General features: G+C 67.4%; 19 protein-coding genes. 15 read left to right on the forward strand and 4 right to left on the reverse strand.

Features of this window, described 5'->3' with window-relative positions:
- Positions 1–7 precede the first annotated feature (7 nt).
- The 4 genes from U9J33_RS21000 to U9J33_RS21015 all read left to right on the forward strand — a co-directional run bounded on the left by U9J33_RS21000 (position 8) and on the right by U9J33_RS21015 (position 4025).
- Positions 8–1285 carry an FAD-binding oxidoreductase gene (locus U9J33_RS21000; protein WP_324699899.1) on the forward strand — a complete coding sequence of 426 codons (1278 nt, stop codon included), beginning with the start codon at positions 8–10 and terminating at the stop codon, positions 1283–1285.
- A gap of 45 nt (positions 1286–1330) precedes the next feature.
- Positions 1331–2479: an FAD-dependent oxidoreductase gene (locus U9J33_RS21005; protein WP_324699900.1), complete on the forward strand. Its 1149-nt coding sequence runs from the start codon at positions 1331–1333 to the stop codon at positions 2477–2479.
- A gap of 140 nt (positions 2480–2619) precedes the next feature.
- Positions 2620–3288, forward strand: a complete 669-nt coding sequence (locus U9J33_RS21010; RefSeq protein WP_324699901.1) for a haloacid dehalogenase type II — start codon at positions 2620–2622, stop codon at positions 3286–3288.
- Positions 3285–4025 (forward strand): cupin domain-containing protein, encoded by a 741-nt coding sequence (locus tag U9J33_RS21015; RefSeq protein ID WP_324699903.1) that lies wholly within the window; start codon positions 3285–3287, stop codon positions 4023–4025. The genes U9J33_RS21010 and U9J33_RS21015 overlap by 4 nt, the downstream gene beginning before the upstream one ends.
- A 97-nt stretch (positions 4026–4122) precedes the next feature.
- On the opposite strand, the gene U9J33_RS21020 is transcribed toward U9J33_RS21015, so the two are convergent.
- Genes U9J33_RS21020 through U9J33_RS21030 form a run of 3 tightly spaced genes read right to left on the reverse strand, consistent with a single transcriptional unit; the run spans position 4123 to position 6985 of the window.
- Positions 4123–5502 (reverse strand): FAD/NAD(P)-binding oxidoreductase, encoded by a 1380-nt coding sequence (locus tag U9J33_RS21020; protein ID WP_324699905.1) that lies wholly within the window; start codon positions 5500–5502, stop codon positions 4123–4125.
- Positions 5484–5813 (reverse strand): (2Fe-2S)-binding protein, encoded by a 330-nt coding sequence (locus U9J33_RS21025; RefSeq protein ID WP_324699906.1) that lies wholly within the window; start codon positions 5811–5813, stop codon positions 5484–5486. The genes U9J33_RS21020 and U9J33_RS21025 overlap by 19 nt, the downstream gene beginning before the upstream one ends.
- Positions 5795–6985 carry a DUF1624 domain-containing protein gene (locus U9J33_RS21030; RefSeq protein WP_324699907.1) on the reverse strand — a complete coding sequence of 397 codons (1191 nt, stop codon included), beginning with the start codon at positions 6983–6985 and terminating at the stop codon, positions 5795–5797. Before U9J33_RS21030 ends, U9J33_RS21025 begins: the two co-directional genes overlap by 19 nt.
- Positions 6986–7444: 459 nt before the next feature.
- Between U9J33_RS21030 and U9J33_RS21035 the strand changes: the two genes are divergently transcribed.
- The 11 genes from U9J33_RS21035 (at position 7445) to U9J33_RS21085 (ending at position 19682) form a co-directional block, all read left to right on the forward strand.
- Positions 7445–9007 carry an ABC transporter substrate-binding protein gene (locus U9J33_RS21035; protein WP_324699908.1) on the forward strand — a complete coding sequence of 521 codons (1563 nt, stop codon included), beginning with the start codon at positions 7445–7447 and terminating at the stop codon, positions 9005–9007.
- Positions 9007–9999, forward strand: coding sequence for an ABC transporter permease (locus U9J33_RS21040; RefSeq protein ID WP_324699909.1), 993 nt, complete (start codon positions 9007–9009; stop codon positions 9997–9999). The genes U9J33_RS21035 and U9J33_RS21040 overlap by 1 nt, the downstream gene beginning before the upstream one ends.
- The gene (locus U9J33_RS21045; protein ID WP_324699910.1) at positions 9999–10850 is read left to right on the forward strand and encodes an ABC transporter permease; all 852 of its coding nucleotides are present in this window, start codon (positions 9999–10001) and stop codon (positions 10848–10850) included. The genes U9J33_RS21040 and U9J33_RS21045 overlap by 1 nt, the downstream gene beginning before the upstream one ends.
- Positions 10847–12700: an ABC transporter ATP-binding protein gene (locus U9J33_RS21050; RefSeq protein ID WP_324699911.1), complete on the forward strand. Its 1854-nt coding sequence runs from the start codon at positions 10847–10849 to the stop codon at positions 12698–12700. The genes U9J33_RS21045 and U9J33_RS21050 overlap by 4 nt, the downstream gene beginning before the upstream one ends.
- A 114-nt stretch (positions 12701–12814) precedes the next feature.
- Positions 12815–13666, forward strand: a complete 852-nt coding sequence (locus U9J33_RS21055) for a GNAT family N-acetyltransferase (protein WP_324699913.1) — start codon at positions 12815–12817, stop codon at positions 13664–13666.
- Complete coding sequence (locus tag U9J33_RS21060) at positions 13666–15144, forward strand: NAD-dependent succinate-semialdehyde dehydrogenase (RefSeq protein WP_324699914.1); 1479 nt, start codon at positions 13666–13668, stop codon at positions 15142–15144. Before U9J33_RS21055 ends, U9J33_RS21060 begins: the two co-directional genes overlap by 1 nt.
- Positions 15145–15207: 63 nt before the next feature.
- The gene (locus U9J33_RS21065; RefSeq protein ID WP_324699915.1) at positions 15208–16281 is read left to right on the forward strand and encodes a tartrate dehydrogenase; all 1074 of its coding nucleotides are present in this window, start codon (positions 15208–15210) and stop codon (positions 16279–16281) included.
- A 110-nt stretch (positions 16282–16391) separates the two neighbouring features.
- A complete protein-coding gene (locus tag U9J33_RS21070; protein WP_324699916.1) occupies positions 16392–17807 on the forward strand; it encodes an aminotransferase class III-fold pyridoxal phosphate-dependent enzyme in 1416 nt (471 codons plus the stop codon).
- A 16-nt stretch (positions 17808–17823) separates the two neighbouring features.
- Complete coding sequence (locus U9J33_RS21075) at positions 17824–18312, forward strand: Lrp/AsnC family transcriptional regulator (protein ID WP_054438688.1); 489 nt, start codon at positions 17824–17826, stop codon at positions 18310–18312.
- A gap of 124 nt (positions 18313–18436) precedes the next feature.
- Positions 18437–18814 (forward strand): copper homeostasis periplasmic binding protein CopC, encoded by a 378-nt coding sequence (gene copC, locus U9J33_RS21080; RefSeq protein WP_185999129.1) that lies wholly within the window; start codon positions 18437–18439, stop codon positions 18812–18814.
- Between the two features lie 4 nt (positions 18815–18818).
- Positions 18819–19682, forward strand: coding sequence for a CopD family protein (locus tag U9J33_RS21085; RefSeq protein ID WP_324699918.1), 864 nt, complete (start codon positions 18819–18821; stop codon positions 19680–19682).
- Positions 19683–19694: 12 nt separating this feature from the next.
- On the opposite strand, the gene U9J33_RS21090 is transcribed toward U9J33_RS21085, so the two are convergent.
- Entirely contained in the window at positions 19695–20042 is a 348-nt protein-coding gene (locus U9J33_RS21090; protein ID WP_054438660.1) for a RidA family protein, read from the reverse strand.
- Between the last annotated feature and the right edge of the window lie 10 nt (positions 20043–20052).

Raw genomic sequence — 20052 nt, forward strand, 5'->3', positions numbered from 1 at the left:
GCGAGACATGCAGATCAAGCCATACTGGACTGACACCCGGACACCTTTCTCCTCTGCGCGGGAAGGTCGGGTTCCGGCGCGGGCCTCGGTCGTCGTGGTGGGCGGCGGCTTTACGGGGCTTTCGGCGGCGCGCACCCTGGCCATGCGCGGGATCGACACCGTGCTGGTCGAAGCCGGCGAAGTCGCGGCGGCGGCTTCGGGCCGCAATGGCGGGCATTGCAACAACGGCACGGCGAGCGACCTTGCCGGGCTGGCCGCCAGCCTCGGGCTGGAAGAGGCAAAGCGGCTCTACGGCCTTTACGACAGCGCGGTGGATTTCGTCGAAGAGACCGTGCGCGGCGAAGCGATCGACTGCGATTTCGTGCGCAACGGCAAGATCAAGCTGGCGGCCAAGCCCAGCCATGTCGATGGTCTCAAGCGGGCGGGCGAATTTCTCGCCCGCCATGTCGAGCCTGACCTGGTCTTCCTCGACCGGGCGGCGCTTCAAGGCGAGGTGCGCTCCGATGCGTTTCACGCCGGGATCGTCATGCCGCGCGGCGCGCAGATGCACATGGGCCGCTTCGGCGTCGGTCTCGCGGAAGCAGCCGCGCGCCACGGCGCCGCGATCTTCGAGAATGCCCCGGCAACCGGGATCGAACGCCTTGCCGGCGGCCGCCACCGGGTGACGACCCCGAAAGGCAATGTCACCGCCGATGCCGTGTTCCTTGCCACCGGCCCCTCGCTGCAAGGCCCGTTCCGCTGGATCCGGCGCCGCACGATCCCGATGGGAAGCTTCATCGTCGCCACAGAGCCGCTCTCCGAAACGCAGGTCGCCGCAACCATGACCGGACGGCGGAACTGCGTAACGAGCAAGAACATCGGCAACTACTTCCGGCTCACCGCCGACAACCGCCTGATCTTCGGCGGCCGCGCCCGCTTCGCCTTGTCGGACCCCGCCAGCGACGCGAAAAGCGGCGCGATCCTGCGCCGCGCGCTGGCCAAGATCTTTCCTGCGCTGGCCGAAATCGGGATCGACTATACCTGGGGCGGCGTGCTGGACATGACTCCCGATCGCCTGCCGCGCGCGGGCGTCCACGATGGGCTGCATTACGCGGTCGGTCTCAGCGGACACGGCGCGCAGTTCTCCGGCTTCATCGGCGACCGCATGGCCCGCCTCATCGCCGGCGAAGCCGATGCCAACCCGCTGGACGGCAAGGCCTTCAAGCCCATCCCCGGGCACATCGGGCCGCCGTGGTTCCTGCCTTTTGTGGGGGCCTGGTACCGCTTCCTCGACTGGCGTTCCTAGGATGCCTGCCCTACCCCGCACAACCGGATGCCCGGAGACACCGCGATGAAGAAACCCGAAGCCCGGCACAGCGACGTCATCGTGGTCGGCGGCGGCATCATGGGTGCGTCGAGCGCGTTCTTCCTGGCACGCCGGGGGCTTTCGGTCCGGCTGATCGAGCGCGATCTCGTCGGCCAGGCGGCCAGCGGCACCAATTTCGGCAATGTCCGCCGCCAGGGCCGCTGGCTGCATCAGCTCCCGCTCTCCCTGCGCGCTCACGCGATCTGGCAGCGCCTGCCCGAACTGATCGGCGAGGACTGCGAATATGTGAAGCGCGGCCATCTGCGCGCCGCCTATACGCCGGAATTCGTGGACAAGATCGAGACTTACGCGCGCGACGCACGCGATTGCGGGCTCGATCTCGAGGTGCTGTCCACCAACATGCTGCGAGACCGTTTCCCTTATCTCGGGCCGGAGATCACCGCCGGGGTATGGGACCGCGAAGGCGGCCATGCCAATCCCCGCCTCACCGCCCCGGCATTCGGGCGCGCCGCCGTGCGTGAGGGCGTGGACCTGATGGAAAACGCCGAGGTGACGGGGGTGACGCGAAACGGCGGGGACTTCATCGTCGAGATCGAAGGCAAGGGGGAGTTTCGCGCGCCGGTCCTGCTGGTCACCGCCGGGGCCTGGGGCGGACGCCTCTCGACCATGTTCGCAGAGCCCGTGCCGATCGAGGTGGCCGGGCCCGGCATGGCGGTGACGGAACCGCTGCCCTACCGGATCGAACCCAGCATCTCGATGGCGGTCGGCACGACTTACGAGACGGTCTATTTCCGCCAGGTCGAACGGGGCAATATCGTCATCGGCGGTTCCACGCGCGGCCCGGCCTCCATCTACAGCAAGCGCGCGAAAGTGATCCCCGGCAACGTCATCGGCCAGATGGAACAGATCAGGCGGATGATGCCCGCATTCGCGCGGGTCAACATCATCCGCGTCTGGAGCGGCGTCGAAAGCTACTTTGCCGATGACGTGCCGGTGATGGGCCCAAGCGGTACGACCGCGGGACTATTCTATGCCTTCGGTTTCTGCGGCGCAGGGTTCCAAGTGGGGCCGGGCGTGGGTGACGTGATGGCGCAGCTCATCGCCACCGGCGCCACCGACACCCCGCTGGCGCCCTATTCGATCACCCGCTTCGCAGGCTATCGTCCGGCCTGATCTCGAGGCGGCAGGATATACCGCGCGAAAGAGAAGATACGGTTTCAGGGCCGGCGATCCGCGCCAAAGCCGGTGCCATCGCCCGCCCCGCCTGCCGCACACATCATGGACCTGTCCGACCCGCAACAAGGAATGCGAAGATGGCTCTGCGCCCGAAATACATCACCTTCGACTGCTACGGCACGCTGATCTACTTCGAGATGGCGCCGGCCGCGCGCCGCGCCTACGCCGACCGCCTCCCCGAGGCCGACCGCATGGAGGCCTTCGTGCGGGAATTCTCCGCCTACCGCCTCGACGAAGTGCTGGGCGCGTGGAAACCCTATCGCGACGTGATCGAAAGCGCGCTGAGGCGCTCCTGCGGCAAGCTCGGCATCGAGTACCGCGACAGCGACCTTGAATACATCTACGGCGATATCCCGAACTGGGGCCCGCACCCGGATGTGGTGGAGCCGCTCAAGCGCGTCGCCGAGGAATTTCCGCTGGTGATCCTCTCGAACTCGATGGTCGATCTCATCCCCCACGCGGTGAAAGCGCTTCAGGCGCCGTTCCACGCGGTCTACACCGCCGAGGAAGCGCAGGCCTACAAGCCGCGCATGCAGGCTTTCGAGTTCATGTTCGACAGTCTCGGCTGCAATCCCGAGGACGTGCTGCACTGCTCATCCAGCTTCCGCTACGACCTGCTGACCGCCTATGACATGGGCGTGAAGATGAAGGCGTTCGTCAATCGCGGCCACGAACCGCTCAATGCCTATTACGAGGTCAACGAGATTCCCGACATCTCCGGGCTGCCAGGCCTGCTCGGCCTGTGAATGCGGCACCCGTGACGGAAACGGCGCCCCCGGCGCCGTTCGTTAACCTGCGCGCTTTCGCCGCCGCAGCCGCAGCCGCCCCTGCACCCGGCAGCGGCGACGGCGGGAACTGGGCCACGGCCCGCGTGCCCGCGCCGGTCCCCGGAGGCGGCCTCGGCATCGCGGCGCTCCTGCTCGAACCGGGCCACGGCATCGCCTCCGCCACCGGCAGCGAGATCGTGCTGGTGCTGGAGGGCGCCCTGTCCCTCACCGCCGACACTGCCACCATCCGGCTGGGGCCGGGCGAGGCCGCGATCCTGCCGATGGGCAGCGATTTTCACTGGCGCGCGGATGAGCCCGTCCGCGCGGTCACGATCTCGGCCGACCGGCCGGGGCCCCAGGGCGCGCGCCTTGTCCGGATCGCGCCGGATGCCCCGCACGAACCCTCCGCCACGCCCGATCCGCGATTGCTGGCAGGAGAGCAATTGCCGCTCTGCGCCCAGCATGTGGACTTTCGCAGCGCCGATGGCGGGTTCTATTGCGGCACCTGGAGTTCGTCGCCCTACCATCGCCTGCCGATGACCTACGGGCATTGGGAAGCGATGTATCTCCTGGAAGGCGAAGTCGCCTTTGGCGATGCCGAGGGCAACGAGACGCTCGTGGGGCCGGGGGATTTCATCGTGGTTCCGCAAGGGCAGGTCGCATCGTGGCGGGGGATCGGCCCGACGCGCAAGCTCTTCGCGATCCTGCGTCCCTGATCGCCGCACCGCCAAGGGACCACGATAAAAGGGCCGGATCGTTCGAACGATCCGGCCCTTTCGCTTGCGACCCTTGCGGGATTCCGTTCGCGGCGGATCAGTCTGGCTGCGCCTGCGCGCCCACCGTGGCCAGCGACAGCGGCTTGACCGGCGCCTGCCCGCGCAGCCTTCCGACATCCTTGAGCGGGCAGCCCCGCGAACCGGCAAGGATCTCGGCGGCGGCGTGGCCGCAGTAGCGCCCCTGGCAGCGCCCCATGCCGACGCGCGACAGCGCCTTGGCCCGATTGAGCTCCGGCGCGCCTTTCTCCTGCGAAACCGCGCGCAGGGTGCCCGCCGTGATCTCCTCGCAGCGACAGACCACGACATCGTCCTCCACCGCGCGCGCCAGATGCGCCGGCCAAGGGAACGCCTGCGCCAGTCCCTGCCGGAACCGTTCCATGCGGCCCAGCACCTTGCGAAGGCGCGCCCGTTCCGCCGCCGTATCCTGCAATCCGCAATCGGCCAGGACGGCAAGCGCCGCCAGCCGCCCGGCCGCCTCCGCGGCATCCGCGCCGAGAACACGCGCGCCGTCCCCCGCGATCACGACGTCCGGTCGCGAACTGCGACCATCGGCATCGGTCCAGGGCTTCCACTGGGCGATGGTCTCGTCGAAGACGAATTCGCACTCGGCAAGGTCGGCAAGCTGGGTTTCGCTGCGCAAATGGTAGCCCAGGCCCACCGCGTCGCATGACAGCGCCTCTTCGCCTCCCCGCACCTTGCGGTAGCGCACGCCCGCCACGCCCTCGTCGCCCTCGATCGCCACGGGCTCCACCCCGTTCTCGATGCGGACCCCGGCCAGTTGCAGGCGCAGGCGCATCGCCGCGCCGCGCAGCGCGAGGGCCGGTCTGGCAAGCAGCCTGGGGAAGGCAGCGCGCTGGGCGGCAGCGGGAGAGGTATCGAGCACGGCCACGGGTTTCGCACCGGCTTTCATGTACTGATACGCCACGAGGTAAAGCAGCGGACCGGTTCCCATGAACACCGGCCGCGCACCGATCGCGCAGCCCTGCGCCTTGAGCGCGATCTGGGCGCCGCCGAGGCTGAAACAGCCCGGCAGGGTCCAGCCGCGCATCGGGATGAGGCGGTCGGTGGCCCCGGTCGCAAGGATCAGCGCATCGAACTCCAGCGCCTCGGCCACGCCGCCGTGCATCACGTGAAGCGTATTCTCGCGCAGCGCCCATGCCAGCGTTTCGGGCCTATAATCCACCCGGCCTGCCAGCGCATCGAAATCGCGGTGGACCGCGCGCGCCTTGTCCGCCTCCGGCCCGTAGAGCGTCTCGTAGCTGCGGGTGAAGCCGGGAGGCTGGCGGCGGTAGATCTGACCGCCGGCCATGCTGCCTTCGTCGATCACGGTGGGCCGCACCCCGGCGGCCAGCAAGGTCTGTGCGGCGCGGACACCGGCGGGGCCGGCCCCGATGACGATTACGCGAGGTTGGGCCATTGTTCTTCCCCGACTGGCGACGTGCGCACCCTGATACCTTCCTCCACCGGGGTGGAGCACGGCCTGATCCGTCCGCCGTCCTCGGTCCACATCCAGCAGTCCTGACAGGCGCCCATCAGGCAGAAACCCGCACGGCGACTTGCCGAGAACTCCGAGGTTCGCAGCACCGGGCAGGACGCCAGCACCGCCACCATGAGGGTGTCCCCCTCCAGCGCCTCGATCTGATCGCCGTCGACGAAAAGCGACACCTTACGGCGGCCTGTTTCGGCCAGCCGCACCAGCCTGCCCGCGCTCACAGGTACTTCAGCCACCAGATGTCCCGGCGGCGCTTCTTGAGGTTCGAAAACCAGCGCGTGGGGAAGTAGAGCGGCACGATCAGCCCGACATACCAGACCCATACCCACGCAAGACTGTCGACGCCGAAGTACTTGCCCTGGGTCGCCCCCCAGATGGCGAAAGCGATCACATAGAGCGCTTTCAGCACGTAGAGGTGCAGCAGATAGAAGAACATCGGCGCCCCGCCCATGACCGAGAGCCACTGCGACAGGCGGCCGCCGTCGATCTTCTCGAACCCGGCCAGCAGCACCAGTCCCAGCCCGCAATTGAACAGGAGGTAGAACAGCGAGGGCGGATACTTGGTCAGCGCCATGAAGCTCATCGCGGTTCGCAGGGCATCGCCCTCAACCACGAACCGGGGGGCGTCGCCATATATGTTCAGGCCCCGCATCACGAAGAAGGCCGCCAGCATCGCGGAGCCCGTCAGCACAAGCCGCCGGCGCCGCAACCCTGCGGGAACCTCGTTCGCGAACCACGGCCCCATGCAATAGCCCAGCGCGATCAGGCCGATCCACGGCAGCACCGGATATGTGGTCTTGAAAGTGATCCCGGCGAATTCCCAGGCCTGACGCTCATGAAGCATGGCCCAGGGGGCGAAAAGCGCGCTGCCCGGCGCGGCATGGAGCCCGTCCAGCAGATTGTGCCCGCAGACGATGACGAACCCGATGGCGAAGATCGCCTTGCGCGGCAGGTGCAGCATCGCCGCCAGCGCGATCATGGCCACCCCGATCGCCCAGATCACCTGGAACCAGATCGTCTGCGGGGGATAGACCCCGGTCCACGCGAAATTGACGAACGTCAGCTCCAGCAACATGAGGAACAGCCCCCGCTCGACCAGGAACCGCGAGACTTGCGCCGCGCTGTGCGTGCGTCCGTAGAGAAAGGCGGAAAGCCCGGTCAGCCCCACGAAGACCGGCGCGCAGATGGTGCTCAGGTAGCGGGTGAGGAACAGCGCCGGCATCACCGCTCGCGCATCCATGGGATCGGACACCTGCATGTGCAGGAACCATGTCTCGCGCACATGGTCGAGCAGCATGATGACCATGACCAGCCCGCGCAGGGCATCGATGCTGGTCAGCCGCCTGCTGGCGGGCTTCGCTATGGGTGCCGGCGAGCGCAAGGGCTCACTGCGAGCAATGGTAGCCATGATCCTGAAGCTCCTTTTGGAGCATTGGACAGGAGTAGAGACCCATGCAGACTCCGTTTTTCCCTCGCGCGGAGGATTTTGTGATAAATTTCCGGCAACCCATGGAACAAAGTGCCGCGCCTTCCAATCCCCTGTCTTCGCGGCGCGGCGTCCGATCGCGCGCATTTCCGGCGCAACGGCGCGCACGGGCAGGCACCCGCGCATCTAGCCGATAGAGACAGGCGGCAGCCGGGCGGACAAGCGGCGGCAGACTGTGCCGTGAGATGGGACGGAAAGTTCCCGATCCGTCCAATTGGCGGCGCACAAACGAAGGCACCTGTCGATCGATGCGTGATGCTCTAGGAGGTGAAGTCGGCTCTCTGCCCTCTTCCCTCCGCAGCACGAGAGAGAGACGAACACGCCCATGGCCCATTTCTGCTCCAGTCGCGTCGAAATGCCGGTCCGCCAGGAAGCGGGACCATGCAGCGGCGCGCCGGGAGCATGGCGTTGAGCGCCAGCCCCCTGTCGAGGCGCGCCGCGATCGCTGGCGGTCTGGCCGGTGCCGGGCTGCTGGCCCTGGGCCGGACGCAGGACGTGCTGGCCGTGCCCCGGCGCGGCGGCAGCATCCGCATCGCCACCCAGTCCAGCTCCACCTCGGACACGCTCGATCCGGCGAAGGCCGCGCTCGCCACCGACTATGTCCGGCTCGGCATGGTCTATGAAGGCCTGACCTGCCCCGATGCCGCGCTCAATCCCGTCCCCATGCTGGCGGAGAGCCTCGAAAGCGCCGACCGCCGCATCTGGACGATCCGGCTGCGCCGGGGCGTGACCTTCCACGACGGCGGCGACTTCACGGCCGCCGATGTCGTCTGGTCGCTGCTGCGCCACAAGGAAGCCGCCGTGGGATCGAAACTCGCCAGCATCGCCGCGCAGTTCGCCTCGGTACGGGCGAGCGACCGCCACGAAGTCACGCTGGAACTGACGGATGCCAATGCCGATTTGCCCGCAATCCTGTCGCAGCCGCAGTTCGCCATCGTCCGCAAGGGCGAGAAGCACCCGCGCGGGAACGGCACCGGCCCGTTCCGGATCACCCATTTCCAGCCCGGCGTGCGAACCGTGGTCGAACGGAACCGCAACTTCCGGGTGCCGGGGCGCCCCTATCTCGACCGCATCGAACTGATCGCCATTCCCGACGAGGTCAGCCGCGTGAACGCGCTGCTTGCCGGGGACTGCCAGATGATCAACGCGGTGAATCCGCGCTCCATTCGCCGTATCGAGCAGAGCGGCAGCCATGCGGTCATGGCGACACCCTCCGGGCTCTACACCGACCTCATCATGCGCGCCGACGGGATGCCAACGGGCAACCCGCACTTCGTTCAGGCCGTGAAGCATCTCGTGGACCGGCCGCTCGTCAAGCGGGCGCTGTTTCGCGGCCATGCCACGATCGCCAACGACCAGCCGATCCCCCCCTTCCACCCGTACTACAACCCGAACGTGCCGCAGACCGTGCTCGATCTCGACCGCGCCCGCTGGCACATCGCCCGGGCCGGACTGACTGGCGTGCGCATCCCGATCTACTGCTCGCCCGCCGCAGAGGGTTCGGTGGACATGGCCTCGATCCTCCAGGAATACGGCGCACGAGCCGGACTGGAACTGGCGGTGAACCGCGTACCGGCCGACGGCTACTGGTCCACGCACTGGATGCGCCACCCGCTCACCTTCGGGAACGTGAACCCGCGGCCCACGCCCGACCTGCTGTTCAGCCTGTTCTACAAGTCCAGCGCGGACTGGAACGAGAGCGGATGGCGGAACGAGCGCTTCGACCGCCTCCTGAAGGAAGCCCGGTCCCAGCCCGACCAGGCCTTGCGCAAGGAACTCTACGGCGAGATGCAGCAGATCGTGCACGACCGGGGCGGCACCGCGATCCCGGTATTTATCAGCCTGATCGACGGTTACGACAAGCGCATCCGCGGCCTGAAGCCGATCCCCATCGGCGGCTTCATGGGCTACCAGTTCTCCCAGCACATCTGGCTGGAAAGCTGATGACGGCCCAATCCGCCTCCGGCTTCGCAACGGCGGACGCGCCCAGCATCCTGCTGCGCCTTGTTGCGCGCCGGACGGCTTCCGCGCTGCTCACGCTTCTGCTCGTGTCGATCGTGGTGTTCACCATCAGCGGGCTGCTGCCGGGCGACGCCGCGCAGGAAACCCTCGGCCAGAGCGCCACGCCCGAGCAGGTCGCTGCGCTCCGCCACGAGATGGGCCTCGATCGGCCCGCGCCCACCCGCTATGCGGAATGGCTTGGCGGAATGCTGAAGGCCGATCCCGGCCAATCGCTCGTCGCGAACATGCCCGTGCGCGACATCATAGCCGAGCGCCTGCCGAACTCGCTCATGCTGGCGGGCTTCACCGCGATCATTGCCGTGCCCCTTGCCCTTGCCATCGGAATCGCCGCCGCCGTCGATCGCGGCGGGAGGCTGGACAGGGCGCTGAGCATCGCCACCCTGTCGATGGTGGCGGTGCCGGAGTTTCTCGTGGCGACGCTGGGCGTGCTGGTGTTCTCCGTCAAACTGCTGTGGCTTCCCTCGATCGCGCTGGTTTCCGACGACGCCGACACGATGGACACCATCCGCTCCTGCGCGCTCCCGGTGATGACGCTCACTTTCGTCGTCGTCGCGCAAATGGCCCGGATGACGCGCGCCGCAATGATCGACCAGCTCGATGCGGGCTATGTCGAGATGGCGCAGCTCAAGGGCGTGCCGTTCCGCCGCATCGTGCTGTGGCACGTCATGCCCAACGCCATCGGGCCGATCGCCAACGCCGCGGCCCTTTCGCTGTCCTACCTGCTGGGCGGCGCGATCATCGTCGAGACCATCTTCAATTTCCCCGGTCTCGCCAGCCTGATGGTCAATGCCGTGACCAGCCGCGACATGCCGCTGCTGCAAAGCTGCGCGATGATCTTCTGCGGCGCCTATCTGCTGCTGGTCCTCGTTGCCGATCTCGTCGCCATTCTCAGCAATCCGAGGCAGCGCGCCTGATGAAGACCCCGTTCCCCTCCCGCTTGCCGTCCCTTGCCCGTGCGCTGCCCCTGTCGGGCAGGATCGGCCTGTTCCTGGTGTGCTTCTGGCTTGTCGTCGCCCTGGCCGGACCACTGATCGCGCCCTATTCGGTGGGCGGCTTTGTCGATTACGATGTGTTCGGGCCGATGTCCGCAAGGTTCTGGCTGGGCAGCGATTACCTCGGCAGGGACGTGCTCAGCCGCCTGCTGTGGGGCGCGCGCTATACCGTGTTCCTCGGGCTTGGCGCGGCGCTTGTCGCCAGCGCGACCGGCACTGCGCTGGCCCTGTTCGCTGCCGTCCGGCGCGGCTGGGTGGACGAAGCGATCTCTCGCACGATGGACACGCTGATCTCGATCCCGTCCAAGGTCTTTGCCCTTGTCATGGTGGCTGCGTTCGGTTCCTCGCTGGGGCTCCTGCTGCTCATCGCCGCGATCACCTACGTCCCCGGCAACTTCCGCATCGCCCGTGCCATCGCACTGGACCTCGCGGCGATGGACTATGTCACTTTCGCCCGCGCGCAGGGAGAATCGCCGGTTCACATCGCCCTGCGGGAGATCCTGCCGAACATGATCCACCCCCTGCTTGCGGACCTCGGCCTGCGGTTCGTCTTCATTGTCCTGCTGCTGTCGGGTCTGAGCTTCCTCGGGCTCGGCGTGCAGCCGCCCCATGCCGATCTCGGCTCGCTCGTGCGCGAGAACATCTCGGGCATCACCGAAGGCGCGCCCGCGATCATCGCGCCCGCCATCGCCATCGCTACCCTGACGGTAGGCGCAAATCTGCTGATCGACGCGCTCAAGTCCAGTCGCGGCGGCAAGGGGAAACCGGCATGATCCCGGCCCACCCCGCGCCCCCTGCCCGGACCCAGGGCGCACGCGGCCATGTCGTGGTCGAGGGACTGCGGATCGTCGCCGGGCCGCCGGGCAACGAGCACGCCATCGTCAATGATGTGAGCTTCTCGGTGGCGCCCGGCCGCACACTTGCGCTGATTGGGGAATCCGGTTCGGGCAAGTCCACCATCGCGCTGGCACTGGCGGGCTTCGCGCGGCCGGGCGCGCGGATCGCGGGAGGAATCGTCAGCCTTGCGGGCGACCGGATCGACCTGATGGACGACAGGGCCCTGCGCGCCGTGCGGGGGCGCCGCGTGGCCTATGTCGCGCAAAGCGCCGCCGCCGCGTTCAATCCCTCGCGCACGATCATGGCCCAGGTGATCGAGCCGCTGCTGGTCCACCGCCTTGCTCCTCGCGCAGAAGCGATCCTGCGGGCGCAGCGGATTTTCGCCAGCCTTTCGCTGCCCGATCCCGAAACCATCGGGCAGCGCTATCCGCACCAGCTTTCGGGCGGACAGCTGCAGCGCCTGATGGCGGCGATGGCGCTCATCACCGGCCCCGAACTCCTGATCTTCGACGAACCGACCACCGCGCTCGATGTCACCACGCAAGTCGAGGTGCTCAAGGCCTTCAAGGCCGCCATCGCCCAGAGCGGCGCGACCGCGATCTATGTCTGCCACGACCTGCCCGTCGTTGCCCAGATGGCCGACGACGTGCTCGTCCTGCAACATGGCCGCACGAAGGAGGCCGGCAGTCTTGCCGCCGTGTTCGGGACCCCGGGCGATCCCTATACCCGCGCCTTGCTCGCCGCCGCCGACCACGGCCACTGTCCGCCCGCAAACGCATCGGCAGGCGGCCAACCTTCCCGGCCCTCCCCCGCGCAAGGCAGGCCGCTGCTGCGGGTCGAGGGCCTCGCCGCCGGATATGGCCGGGTTCGGAACGGGCGGCCGGAAGTGCCGATCCTGGAGGACATCTCGCTCGAATGCCGACGCGGCGAAACCGTGGGCGTGATCGGCGAATCCGGCTCGGGAAAATCGACACTGGCGAAAGTGGTCGCCGGTCTCGTACCCCGGGCAAGCGGCACCGTGCGGATCGACGACACGCCATTGCCCGCGGGTCTTGGCGAACGCAGCCGCGAACACTTCCGCCGGGTGCAGCTTGTGTTCCAGCACGCCGAGACCGCGCTCAATCCCGCCAAGACGGTCGGCGCGATCCTTGCCAGGCCGCTGGCGCTTCACCACGGCATTCACGGCCGGGCCGCGGACAGGCGGGTCGCCGAACTTCTCGACCTGATCCAGCTCCCGGCCGAGACCGCCACCCGCAATGTCAGGGCGCTGTCGGGCGGGCAGAAGCAGCGCGTCAACCTCGCGCGGGCACTGGCGGCGGAGCCCGACCTGCTGATCTGCGACGAAGTGACATCGGCGCTCGATACCATCGTCGGTCAGGCGATCCTCGAACTGATCGACGGGCTGCGCCGGGAACTCGGCATCGCGGTCATGTTCATCAGCCACGACATCTCTACCGTGCGTGCGTTCTGCGACCGCATCCTGGTGCTCTATGGCGGCCGCGCCGTGGAAACGGCCTCCGGAAGCGCTTTCGCGCGCGGGCCGCACCACCCCTATACCGACCTCCTGCTCAGCTCTGTCCCGCGCATGGAGCCGGGCTGGCTGGACGCCGGCGCCATGCGAGCAAGAGGAGCGGGTTTCCCGTCCGATCTCGCGATCTGCCGGTTCGAACCGCGCTGCGGCGTGACCATCCGGGGCCGCTGCAACTGCGAGCCGCCTCCGCTGCGCAGGCAGGGCGAACAGGCATGGCTGTGCCACCACCCCGCCGAAGTGCTGGCGGCGGAATAATCTGCCGTTGAGCGCGCAACAGCGGCACCCGATGCCACGGGCCCGCGCCTAATCGCGGCGCGAGGCAAGATCAGAAGGCCGGCCACGGCCCCCGAAAACCAGAGGGAACGAGCAATGGCGACTGTAGAAGAAACGATTCTGATCCGCGAAATGACCCCCGACGACGTCAACGGCACCGTCGAACTTTCCTACGAACAGGAATGGCCGCATCGGCACGAGGACTGGGAAATCTACCTCGCTCTTGGCGAAGGGCTGGTAGCCGAAAGCGAAGGCCGGATCGTCGGCACCACGATGGCCTGGCGCTATGCCCCGACGTTCGCCACCCTGGGGATGGTGATCGTCGCCAACGAATTTCAGGGCCGGGGACTGGGTCGCCGGATGATGGAGGCCATGCTGGGCCGCCTTGCCGGCTGCACGGTCCTGCTCAACGCCACCGAGGCAGGTGCGCCGCTCTATCGCAAGTTCGGATTCGAACCCCTGGGCCGCATTCATCAACATCAGGGCACGGCACGCATGGTGCCGCTGGCGCAGCTGCGCCCCGGCGAACGCGTGCGGCCGCTGGGCGGCGCCGATTCCGACCTTGCGCATCTTTACGACCGCGCCACCGGCATGGGCCGCGGGAAGCTGTTCGAAAGCCTTGGCCGCAGCGGCAGCGCCGTGGTGCTGGCGCAGGACCACGTTCCGGTGGGCTTCGCCAACATGCGCCGGTTCGGACGCGGCTGGTCGGTCGGCCCGATCGTCGCCCCCGACCTTGCCGGCGCGAAGGCCCTCGCCAGCCACTGGATCGGCGCTTACGCGGGCTCGTTCTGCCGGCTGGACGTGCCCGCCGACAGCGGCTTCTCCGAATGGCTCGAAGAGATCGGCCTGCCCAAGGTGGGCGAAGTCCACACCATGGTGCGCGGCACCGCGCCGGTCTTCGACGAACGATGCCGCCTTTTCGGGCTCGTTTCGCAGGCGCTCGGTTGATGGCCACGCTGGATGCCACCGGGCTCCCCCGGCTTGACGACCCCACGCTGTTTCGCGAAGCCGCGCTGATCGGCGGCGAGTGGTTGCCTTGCGGATCGGCGGCGGTCAGCGTCGAGGATCCCGCCACCGGCCGCACGATCGGCTCGGTGCCGGACTGCGGCACAAGCGAAACCGAAGCCGCCATTGCCGCCGCCGGCGCCGCCTGGCCGGGCTGGCGCGCAAGGACCGCGCATGAACGCGCCCGCCTGCTCGAAAGCTGGCACGCGCTTGTCCTTGCGCGCACCGAAGACCTTGCGCGCATCATGACAGCCGAGCAGGGCAAGCCGCTGGCCGAGGCGCGCGGCGAAATCGCCTATGCCGCCAGCTTCATCAAGTGGTTCGCCGAAGAGGGACGCCGGGTGGGAGGACGCAATGTCGCCAGCCCGGAGGCCGACCGCCGCGTCCTCGTCTTCGCGGAGCCTGTCGGCGTCAGCGCCGCGATCACGCCGTGGAACTTTCCGGCGGCGATGATAACGCGCAAATGCGCGCCTGCCCTGGCTGCCGGATGCCCGGTGGTCATCAAGCCTTCCGATCTCACCCCCTTCACCGCGCTCGCCCTTGCCGACCTTGCACTGCGGGCGGGCATTCCGGCAGGCGTCATCAATGTCGTCACCGGCCGCCCCGACGCCATTGGCGACGCGATCTGTTCCAGCCCGGCGGTCCGCAAGCTGTCCTTCACCGGCTCCACCCGCGTCGGTGCCATGCTGATGCGGCAGTGCGCGGGCACGCTGAAGCGGCTGAGCTTCGAACTGGGCGGCAACGCCCCGCTGGTGGTGTTCGAGGATGCCGACCTCGACCTCGCCGTGCGGGCAACCATGGTCAGCAAGTTCCGCAATTCCGGCCAGACCTGCGTCTGCGCGAACCGCATCCTCGTCCACGATGCCGTCCACGACGCGTTCGCGCGCCGCCTGGAAGCCGCCGTATCGGCGCTGCACTGCGGACCGGGCTTCGATGGCGCCTCCACCACCGGTCCGCTCATCAATGCCGCAGCGGCCGAGAAGGTCGAAAGTCACCTCGCCGATGCGCTGGCGCGAGGCGGGCGGATCTCGGCGCGGGGATCGGGCCGGGAGGGCGGCAATTTCGTGCGGCCGGTGGTCGTGACCGGGGCGGAACCCGGCATGAAGCTGGCCTGCGAGGAAACGTTCGGCCCGATCGCCCCGCTGTTCCGTTTCGCTTCCGAGGACGAGGCGATGAACCTTGCCAACGACACGCCTTACGGACTGGCCAGCTATTTCTTCACACGCGATCTTGCCCGCGCGTTTCGCGTCGCGGAACGGCTTGAAGCCGGCATGATCGGGCTCAACACCGGCAGCATTGCCATGGAAATGGCGCCGTTCGGCGGCATCAAGCAGTCCGGGCTCGGCCGCGAAGGCGGACAGGCCGGGATCGAGGAATATCTGGAGACCAAGGCCTTCCACATCGGCGGCCTCGATTTCTGACCCTCCCGGCGGCCATCGCCGCCTTTTTTCGTTGTTCCGACACGTTTGAGAAAGGTCCAGCCCGTGAACGCCGCCCGGAAATACTCGATTGCCGTCATCCCCGGTGACGGCATCGGCAAGGAGGTCATGCCGGAAGGCGTGCGCGTGCTCGAAGCCGCGGCAAGCCGCTTCGGTTTCGAACTCGATCTCCAGTGGCACGACTTCGCGTCCTGCGATTACTATCTTCGCCACGGAGAGATGATGCCCGCGGACTGGAAGGCGCGCATCGGCCGGGTCGACGCGCTGTTCTTCGGCGCGGTAGGCTGGCCCGACACCGTTCCCGACCATGTCTCGCTCTGGGGATCGCTGCTCCAGTTCCGCCGCGAATACGACCAGTACGTCAATTTGCGTCCTGTCCGGCTCATGCCCGGCGTTCCCTGCCCGCTCGCCGGCCGCAAGCCGGGCGACATCGATTTCTGGGTCGTGCGCGAAAATACCGAGGGGGAGTACAGTTCGGTCGGCGGGCACATGTTCGCGGGCACCGACCGCGAGGTGGTGATCCAGGAAACCGTGATGACCCGCTTCGGCGTTGACCGCGTGCTGCGCTATGCCTTCGACCTCGCCAGCCGCCGTGAACGCCGGCACCTGACCAGCGCCACCAAATCCAACGGGATCGCCATCACCATGCCGTTCTGGGACGGCCGGGTGGAAGCGATCGCCCGCGAATTCGCGGATGTCACGCATGACAAGTATCACATCGACATCCTGACCGCGCAGTTCGTGCTCAATCCGCAGCGCTTCGACGTGGTCGTCGCCTCCAATCTCTTCGGGGATATCCTGAGCGATCTCGGCCCCGCCTGCACCGGAACCATCGGCGTTGCCCCTTCGGGCAATATCAATCCCGAGGGCACGCACCCCTCTCTCTTCGAGCCGGTCCACGGCTCAGCGCCCGATATCGCCGGCAAGGGGATCGCCAATCCGGTCGGCCAGATCTGGTCCGCCGCGATGATGCTCGAACATCTCGGCGAAGCCGAAGCGGCAGCGGCGGTCATGACCGCGATCGAGGCCGTGCTCGTCTCGCCCAGCGGAAGGACGGGCGATCTGGGCGGCAGCGCCGATACGCTTTCCTGCGGCAAGGCGATCGCCGAATCCCTCTAGGAACGGGTGCGGCATAATATGCCGCGCCCCCCGCCCAAATTGGCGATCCTGCTGCCGGATCGCTCCCGTTTCGGCGCAACCGGCCGAACCGACGGCATAATCTGTCTCCCATGACAGACCTTCAGACTTCCCCTATCACCCGCAGTCATAACCAGGGATTGCTGGAACTGGACCGCCGGCACCTGATCCATCCGGTCACATCGTTCCGGGGCCATGAACGCCACGGCGCCCGCATCCTGCAATCGGGTGAGGGCATGTGGCTTACCGATGTCGACGGGCGGCGGGTGCTAGACGCGTTCGCCGGTCTGTGGTGCGTCAATGTGGGCTACGGGCGGGAGAGCATCGTCGAGGTCGCCGCCGAACAGATGCGGCGGCTGCCTTATGCCACCGGCTACTTCCACTTCGGCAACGAGCCGGCGATCCGCCTGGCCCACGAACTGACCCGGCTCGCCCCGGAAGGACTTGGCCACGTCTACTTCACGCTGGGCGGTTCGGACGCGGTGGACAGCGCGATCCGCTATATCGTCCACTACTTCAATGCCATCGGCAAACCGCAGAAGAAGCATTTCATCGCCCTCGAATGGGGCTACCACGGCTCCAGTTCGAACGGTGCGGGGCTGACCGCGCTGGCCAACTTCCATCGCGGGTTCGATCTGCCCCGCCGCTGGCAGCACCACATCGCATCGCCCTATCCCTACCGCCACCCGGAGGGCCATGACGACGCGGCGGTGATCGCCTCCAGCGTGGCCGCGCTCAAGGCAAAGGTCACCGAACTCGGGGCGGACAACGTGGCGGCATTCTGCTGCGAGCCGATCCAGGGTTCGGGCGGCGTCATCGTGCCGCCCAGGGGCTGGCTCAAGGCCCTGCGGCAGGCTTGCGACGAACTGGGCATCCTGATGCTGGTGGACGAGGTCATCACCGGCTTCGGGCGCACCGGCCCGATGTTCGCCTGCGAGGCGGAAGACGTCTCGCCCGATTTCATGACCCTCGCCAAGGGCCTCACCTCGGGCTACGCGCCGATGGGCGCCGTGCTCATGGCCGATCACATCTATGAAACCATCGCCGACGCCGCGCCCGAAAGCCTGCCGATCGGGCACGGCTTCACTTACTCCGGCCATCCGGTAAGCGCCGCGATCGCGCTGGAGGTGCTGCGGCTGTACCAGGAGGGGGGACTGCTCGAGAACGGCGAACGCACGGGCATTCGTTTCGCACAGCATCTCGAACGCATGCGCGAACATCCGCTGGTGGGCGATACGCGCGGACGCGGCCTGCTAGGCGCCATCGAACTGGTCAGCGACAAGGGCTCCAAGGCCGGGTTCGACACTGCGCTGGACATCGGCGGGCGGCTCTCCGCGCTTACCTGGGAAAAGGGCGTGATCGTGCGCTGCTTCGGAAATGCGGTGATAGGTTTCGCGCCCGCCCTGAGCTGCACGTCGAGCGAGATGGACATGATATTCGATCGCGTGGAAGGTGCTCTCGACGCGCTGCTGGAGATGCCCGACATCCGTGCCGCGACGGGTTGCTGACAAGGAAAAAGACGACATGGCGATAGGCCCCAAACTTGACCGGATCGACCTCAAGATCCTCGCCAAGCTTCAGGAAGCGGGGCGTATCACCAATGTCGAGCTTTCCGATGCTGTCGGCCTGTCTCCCAGCCCTTGCCTCACCCGGGTCAAGCGGTTGGAAACGGCCGGTTACATCACCGGTTACGGCGCGCACATCAATCTCAACAAGCTGGGCGAATTCCTCACCGTCTTCACCGAAGTGACGCTGGGCGAGCACCGGCGCGGGGACTTTTCCCGCTTTGAAACCCGGATCGCCAAGATCGACGAAATCGTCGAATGCCACCTGGTCAGCGGCGGGTACGACTACCTCCTGAAATTCGTCGCGCGCGGCGTCACGCATTACCAGTCGCTCATCGAGGAAATGCTCGAAAACGATTACGGCATCGAAAAGTACTTCAGCTACATCGTCATCAAATCGCCGTTCATCAAGCATCACTTCCCGATCCAGAACCTGTTCGGGGATTGAACCGCCGCGCCGCGCGCCCGCGAAATTGCCGTGGGCCGCGGCAAGGGATGAGGCCGGGCGGCGCGTATGATGTCCTGCAAGCCCGGAAGGCATCGTCCCCCGGGCATGGAACCGGAGCTAACCCATGCGTCTCACTGCACTTGCCGCCGCTGCCGCCGTCATGCTGGCCGCCTTTCCTTCCCTTGCGCTGGCGCATCCCAAGCTGCTGAGCGCCACGCCCGCCGCCAATTCGGCGGTGGCGAAGCCCACCTCGATCACCCTGACCTTCTCCGAAGACCTCGTCGCGCCGCTCTCCGGCATCGACCTGGTGATGACCGGGATGCCGGGCATGGCCGATCACAAACCGATGCCGATCAAGGGGATTGCCGCCAGGGCCAAGGGCAAGACGATGACCATAGCCCTGCCCCGCCCGCTTCCCACCGGAACCTACGAACTGACCTGGCACGCGGTCGCCGCCGACCAGCACCGCATCGAAGGCAGCTACGGCTTCACGGTCCGCTGATCCCATGGAAACGGGCAGCCTCGTTGCCGCGCGCCTTGCCAGCTATGTGCTGCTGCTCGCGGCGGCAGGGCTGCCTTTTCACGCCCTGATCCAGCGCCGCGCCCGCTTCGGCGGAGGCGAACGAGCTGCGCTGATGCTGCTCGCGGCGGGCGCGCTCATCACCTCGCTGTGGTGGGCGCTTGCCAATGTCGCGGCCATGGCGGGCCTCGCGATCGGCGATCTCGATACCGCCACTTTTACCGCCGTGCTTCAGGCAACGCCGCTCGGGCTACTGCTGACCTTGCGCGCCGCCGCCCTGACCGCCTTCCTCGTGCTGCTGGCGCTGCGCCCCGCGCCGCTGCTGCTTGCACCGCTAGCCCTTGCCGCGCTTGCCAGCGCCGCATGGGCAGGTCATGCCGGCGCGGGCGAAGCGCCCTGGGGCGTGCTGCTCCGGGCCAGCGACGTGCTGCATCTGGGCGCCGCCGCGCTGTGGCTGGGCGCGCTATTCGCTTTCCTTACCGCGCCGATGGGCCGAGGCCGGCGAAAGGACACCGCCGTTATCGCCGCACTGTCCGCTTTCGCGCGGACCGGCACCGTGATCGTCGCGATGCTGTTCCTGACCGGACTGGCCAATGCATGGCTTATCGGCGGTGCGGGCGGGCTGCCTTCAGGCTGGTGGCCGCGATTGATCGCGCTGAAATTCGCGCTGTTCCTCGCCATGCTCGCACTCGCCGCCGATAACCGCTGGCGGCTGGTGCCCGCGCTTGAACGCCGCACGCCGGGCGCAGCCCGGCGGCTGCGCCTTTCGCTGATGCTGGAAACGGCCTGCGGGCTCGGGATCGTGGGGGTGGTTGCCCTCGCCGGGCAACTCGACCCCCACGGCGGCTGACAGCCAGTTCCCTCAGGCGCGTGCGGCGATGACGATGATCTCGACCTTGTAGTCGGGCGAGGCCAGACGGGATTCGCCGGTGGCGCGGGCAGGAGCCGGTGCATCGGCGATCCAGTCGTCCCAAACCGCGTTCATTTTCTCGAAATCGGCGATGTCGGCCAGCCAGATGGTTGCCGAGAGCAAGTGGTTCTTGCTGCTGCCGGCCTGCTTCAGCAGAGCTTCGATCTCGGCAAGCGCGGTGCGGGTCTGGGCGGTCACGTCATCGCCGGGCTCGCCGACCTGCCCCGCGAGATAGATCGTATCGCCGTGAATGACAGCCTCGCTCATGCGCGGGCCCTGTTCGATGCGGGTAATGGTCATGCAATCAACT

Source organism: Novosphingobium sp. RL4 (assembly GCF_035658495.1).
Taxonomy (GTDB): Bacteria; Pseudomonadota; Alphaproteobacteria; order Sphingomonadales; family Sphingomonadaceae; genus Novosphingobium.

Excerpts from the sequence above, each read along its gene's own strand:
- U9J33_RS21000 (WP_324699899.1), top strand. The coding sequence starts at position 8 with ATGCAGATCAAGCCATACTGGACTGACACCCGGACACCTTTCTCCTCT.
- U9J33_RS21005 (WP_324699900.1), top strand. The coding sequence starts at position 1,331 with ATGAAGAAACCCGAAGCCCGGCACAGCGACGTCATCGTGGTCGGCGGC.
- U9J33_RS21010 (WP_324699901.1), top strand. The coding sequence starts at position 2,620 with ATGGCTCTGCGCCCGAAATACATCACCTTCGACTGCTACGGCACGCTG.
- U9J33_RS21020 (WP_324699905.1), bottom strand. The coding sequence starts at position 5,502 with ATGGCCCAACCTCGCGTAATCGTCATCGGGGCCGGCCCCGCCGGTGTC.
- U9J33_RS21030 (WP_324699907.1), bottom strand. The coding sequence starts at position 6,985 with ATGGCTACCATTGCTCGCAGTGAGCCCTTGCGCTCGCCGGCACCCATA.
- U9J33_RS21035 (WP_324699908.1), top strand. The coding sequence starts at position 7,445 with ATGCAGCGGCGCGCCGGGAGCATGGCGTTGAGCGCCAGCCCCCTGTCG.
- U9J33_RS21040 (WP_324699909.1), top strand. The coding sequence starts at position 9,007 with ATGACGGCCCAATCCGCCTCCGGCTTCGCAACGGCGGACGCGCCCAGC.
- U9J33_RS21045 (WP_324699910.1), top strand. The coding sequence starts at position 9,999 with ATGAAGACCCCGTTCCCCTCCCGCTTGCCGTCCCTTGCCCGTGCGCTG.
- U9J33_RS21050 (WP_324699911.1), top strand. The coding sequence starts at position 10,847 with ATGATCCCGGCCCACCCCGCGCCCCCTGCCCGGACCCAGGGCGCACGC.
- U9J33_RS21055 (WP_324699913.1), top strand. The coding sequence starts at position 12,815 with ATGGCGACTGTAGAAGAAACGATTCTGATCCGCGAAATGACCCCCGAC.
- U9J33_RS21060 (WP_324699914.1), top strand. The coding sequence starts at position 13,666 with ATGGCCACGCTGGATGCCACCGGGCTCCCCCGGCTTGACGACCCCACG.
- U9J33_RS21070 (WP_324699916.1), top strand. The coding sequence starts at position 16,392 with ATGACAGACCTTCAGACTTCCCCTATCACCCGCAGTCATAACCAGGGA.
- U9J33_RS21075 (WP_054438688.1), top strand. The coding sequence starts at position 17,824 with ATGGCGATAGGCCCCAAACTTGACCGGATCGACCTCAAGATCCTCGCC.
- copC (WP_185999129.1), top strand. The coding sequence starts at position 18,437 with ATGCGTCTCACTGCACTTGCCGCCGCTGCCGCCGTCATGCTGGCCGCC.
- U9J33_RS21085 (WP_324699918.1), top strand. The coding sequence starts at position 18,819 with ATGGAAACGGGCAGCCTCGTTGCCGCGCGCCTTGCCAGCTATGTGCTG.
- U9J33_RS21090 (WP_054438660.1), bottom strand. The coding sequence starts at position 20,042 with ATGACCATTACCCGCATCGAACAGGGCCCGCGCATGAGCGAGGCTGTC.